Raw genomic sequence first — 4,311 nt, forward strand, 5'->3', positions numbered from 1 at the left:
TTTTTTATAATTTGAATAATTTTTTCAATATCAATCGAATCTGAAATTATTTTGGAATTTTTTTCAATTTTGGATTTAAGATTTTTTTCTCCCACAGGAATTAATCCAAGATGTCTAGATTCAAAATTTAATTCAAGGTTTTTATAAATTACTCCAATTATTGGGAGTTTTGTAATTTCAAGTGCTTCTCTACATAAAATTTCATGTTTTTTACTTCCAATTTTATTTAGGATTATTCCCATAATTCTTGAGTTTCTATGAAATTTTTGAAATCCAATTGCTGTTGCTGCAATTGATCTGGATGTTTTGCTTGCATCTAATATCAAAATTACAGGAGATTTTGTTATTGATGCTACATGATGAGTACTAGCAAAGTTGGAATCACCACCAAATCCATCATAATATCCCATTACTCCCTCAATTATAGAAATATCAGAATTTGAGTTTGATACAAAGCTGTTCAAAAGTTGATTTTTTCCCATTAACCAAACGTCAAGATTAAAAGCTTCATGTTTAGATATACTTGAAAGATAGCTAGGATCAATGTAATCAGGACCGACTTTGAAAGGTTGTACTGAAAAACCCTTTTTTTGTAAAGCGTAGATAATTGCACAGGTGATGGATGTCTTTCCAACTCCACTAGTGGCTCCTGCTATTGTAATTCTAGGAATTTGCAATTCGAATGATTAGAATTGTTTTTTATTTAAATTGATATATTTGAATTAAATAATACTCAATGTTTTTACTTGGATAACACATGAACTTTCTATGGATGATGGGTTAACTATTGTATATACAGGAAAAGGCAAAGGAAAGACTACTGCTGCCTTAGGAATTGTATTAAGGGCTACAGGATATGCAAAAAAAGTTTGCATGATACAATTTATCAAAGGATCATGGCATTATGGAGAGATGTATTCATCGAAAAGATTAGAGCCTGAATTTGAAATGGTTGCTATTGGAAAAGGATTTGTTGGTATAATAGACGATAAGAGTCCCAAAGTAGAACATGAAAGAATTGCAGTAGAAGCAATTAAAATCAGTACAGAAAAAATCCATTCAGGAAAATATGATATTGTAATTTTGGATGAAATTAATTATGCCATTAATTTAGGTCTAGTAAAAATTGAAGATGTTATAAATTTGATTAAAACAAAACCGCCTAAATTAGATCTTATATTGACTGGAAATTATGCTAAAGACAAGATTATTGAATTGGCTGACTTGGTAACAGAGATGAAAGAGATTAAACACCCATTTCAACGTGGAATAAAAGCAAAAAAAGGAATTGATTTCTAACTAGCAACATTAAATTATACAAAGAGGGGATTTAGAAGAAATGTCGACTGAAGTTCAAGAAATGCCAGAGCAAGGAGAAATCGTTCTTGCTACAATAACTAAAGTTATGGATCACGGAGCTTATGTCACTTTAGATGAATATAATGGAATTCAAGGATTTTTGCATATTTCAGAAATAGCACCAGGTTGGATTAGATCAGTCAGCAGATTTGTAAAAGATGGAGAAAAAAAGGTATTACTAGTAAAAAAAGTAAATCAAGATAGAGGAGACATAGATCTCTCGTTAAAACAAGTATCAAAAGATCAGAAAAAACAGAAATTAAAAGAGGTCAAGAAATTTGAAAAAGGGAAGACATTACTACAAAATGTTAAAGAAAAAGGAAAACTTTCAGATGAAGATATTGATAAATTAGAAGATATGATTTATTCAAAATTTGATTCTGTTTATGATGCATTTATTGAGATTGGAAGAAATGGAATAGAATCAATAAAAGAATTAAAAATTCCTAAAAAAACAGCAACGGTCATTGAAGAAATTTGTTCTAAAATCAAACTTCCTTCAGTTGAGATTAGAGGAATCATGGAGATTACAAATAATAAATCAGATGGAGTTGAAATAATTAAAAAAGCACTTTTAGATGCAACAAAAAAGGATCCAACTATAGACATCACATATTTGGGTGCACCAAAATACAGATTATCCATCACTTCAGAAGATTTCAAATCTGCTGAAAAAACATTAAAACCAATACTAGTTGAAATTCAAGAAAGTATAGAAAAAAAGAAAGGTTCATTCAAATTTACTAGAGAAGAATCGAAAAAAACAAGAGAGAATTAAGATGAGATTCCTATTAAGAAGATGTTCAAAGTGTAATCGATATTCATTAAAGGAGAAATGTCCTTTGTGTAATGAAGAAACAGTTTCTGCACATCCAGCTAAATTCTCACCAGATGACAAATATATGAGATATAGATTAGCTGAAAGATATAATTAAAATATAGAATTAATTAATTGGAACAAATTCTTTGTTTACTTTATAAACAAATACACCAATTATTGGTTGACCTTTTTCTGCATTAAAACTAGGAGATGTATGTACTAGTTGTAATGGATCATTACCATCAGACGGATATTTGATGTCTTTAATATAGATTGGAGTGAAACCAGGTTGATATGTTGTAGATTGTTGTTGGGTTTGTAAATTCACATATGTTAAAGGAGTAAATGGAAACATTTGACCAAGTAAAGTATCATTCCAAAAACGATCAGTGCCACTGATACCGTCATTGTACAAATAATCCTCTAAAGGTTCTTCTGCAATTCTAATAAACCACTGTTTTTTTGATTCATCTCCTCCGCCTTGTAATACATAAAGAGGTTGATCTCCATTATCAACTGATAATCTTTGACCTGTAACAAAAACTACTACATAATCAGCTTGCATATCCATTAATACTTTCCAACCTTTCTCTGGAGAACTCATCAACATTTTTGCAAGTTGATGAATTATTGCAGTGCTTAATGTAGAATTATCTGCAATTGTTGCTCTTTCTCCCAATGTAGATATCCAATATCCGTAATCCCACCAAGAAGCAACGACTGCATCTTTAGGAGTATTATTTTTTATCCATTCCATTGTTTCTAGCCAATCATCAGTACTTACAGGATAAGAAGAACCACCATTTAGAATTGTGGGAGGTGCTTTTGCTGCTGAAACCCAATTTCCGGAAGTTGGAAAAGTAATTGGTATAATTAAAAGAATTATTATTCCTGCTAGGAATGAAGATTTAATAATTAAATTTTTCATTTTTTTATATTCTGTATTTTTTACAATTTCTTTGATTAGAAGTGATAATCCGATTGACGAAAGAATTATCAAAGATAAAGAGGCAAATACCTCTAATCTGACAAATGCAGAGCTAACATATATTCCAATTAATCCGATAATTAATGTAAATGAAAGCATATCATTTTTAATAAAACTAGATTCTTTTGTTTTGTTATTTTTAATGATTAACCAAATTCCTAAGCCTGCAAAAATCATTAGAATAGAGTGAAAGTAAAAAGATTGACTGATTGTTGTACTAGCATGTTCTGCAACAGAGTCTACTAGAGGTATAGAAGTAGTCAAAAATGGATTAATTGCATTTAAATATCTATAACTAGGAAGTTCTAAAAATTCTGAATTAGCATTTATTATCAAAATCACAGTACCAATGATCATAATAGAGATGAGAAAGAATAAGCCGTTTCTAGTTTTTTTGTTTTCACTGCTCTTTCTTTGAATAAAAATACAAGATATTAGAAAAATAGTTGGAACGAGTAATGATACTCCACCTAAACCAAAGAGAAACCCCAAAGATAATCTTTCAAAATTGAGAGATATTAAAAATACCATAACAGTAAAGAGTGGGATTGCCCAAACGATAAATTTATGATCAGTTCTGAAAAAGGGTAATGTAAAAAAGAAAATACCAATTGGAATTATAAAAAATTGGCTTCCACCCCATGCAGATAATGATAAAGGCAAAACTATTCCTGCTGAAATTAATTTTATAATTGCAATTTTATGATTTTTAGAATTTATTCCACTAAGCAAAAAGTAAAGTGCTAAAATACCAAGAAATATTCCTAGAGGTTCAGATTTGAACCATCCTATTGTACCTCTCAGTATCATCGGTAATGAAACTGAGAATAACAATGCAGAAAATAATCCTGCAGAAGTTCCAGCGATTACTCTAACCAATGCAAAAATTACAATACAACTAAGTGAACCAAAAACTACAGGAAATAAAACTGTAAAATCATAAAGTTGCATCCCTCCACCAAACATCCAATAAGTTGTAGCTGCAGTTAAATGAAGTATTACTTGTGAAGTTTGGGAAACATCTCTACCGTGTGGATACCAACTTAAATTATCGTTCCATTCGAAATAAGCATTTATTCCATTGTCAATTATATATTGTGTGGCTCTATAATTGAAAAACGGATCAAATTCATTTAATTCCCAT

At 30.0% G+C, this 4,311-nt stretch carries 5 protein-coding genes; 3 read left to right on the top strand and 2 right to left on the bottom strand.

The genetic code is table 11. The features are described from left to right. Positions 1-677, bottom strand: a 677-nt coding sequence (locus BG20_RS07285; protein WP_010192888.1) for a cobyrinic acid a,c-diamide synthase CobB, incomplete at its 3' end; no start/stop codon positions are given. Positions 678-768: 91 nt separating this feature from the next. Here BG20_RS07285 and cobO point away from each other — a divergent pair. The 3 genes from cobO to BG20_RS11940 are packed head-to-tail and all read left to right on the top strand — an operon-like array spanning position 769 to position 2,294. Next, positions 769-1,299, top strand: a complete 531-nt coding sequence (gene cobO / locus BG20_RS07290) for a cob(I)yrinic acid a,c-diamide adenosyltransferase (RefSeq protein ID WP_010192891.1) — start codon at positions 769-771, stop codon at positions 1,297-1,299. A gap of 40 nt (positions 1,300-1,339) precedes the next feature. Then, positions 1,340-2,137, top strand: a complete 798-nt coding sequence (locus tag BG20_RS07295) for a translation initiation factor IF-2 subunit alpha (protein ID WP_010192893.1) — start codon at positions 1,340-1,342, stop codon at positions 2,135-2,137. A 1-nt stretch (position 2,138) separates the two neighbouring features. Continuing rightward, a complete protein-coding gene (locus BG20_RS11940) occupies positions 2,139-2,294 on the top strand; it encodes an RNA-protein complex protein Nop10 (RefSeq protein ID WP_010192896.1) in 156 nt (51 codons plus the stop codon). 9 nt (positions 2,295-2,303) lie between these two features. On the opposite strand, the gene BG20_RS07300 is transcribed toward BG20_RS11940, so the two are convergent. Next, positions 2,304-4,311: STT3 domain-containing protein (locus tag BG20_RS07300; protein WP_010192898.1), on the bottom strand; the 2,008-nt coding region annotated here is incomplete at its 5' end.

The sequence above is a fragment of the Candidatus Nitrosarchaeum limnium BG20 genome, from assembly GCF_000241145.1.
In the GTDB taxonomy this organism is placed as follows: domain Archaea; phylum Thermoproteota; class Nitrososphaeria; order Nitrososphaerales; family Nitrosopumilaceae; genus Nitrosarchaeum; species Nitrosarchaeum limnae.

Bases quoted from the DNA above. Each gene is read 5' to 3' on its own strand.
- BG20_RS11940 (WP_010192896.1), top strand. From the start codon at position 2,139: ATGAGATTCCTATTAAGAAGATGTTCAAAGTGTAATCGATATTCATTA.
- cobO (WP_010192891.1), top strand. From the start codon at position 769: ATGGATGATGGGTTAACTATTGTATATACAGGAAAAGGCAAAGGAAAG.
- BG20_RS07295 (WP_010192893.1), top strand. From the start codon at position 1,340: ATGTCGACTGAAGTTCAAGAAATGCCAGAGCAAGGAGAAATCGTTCTT.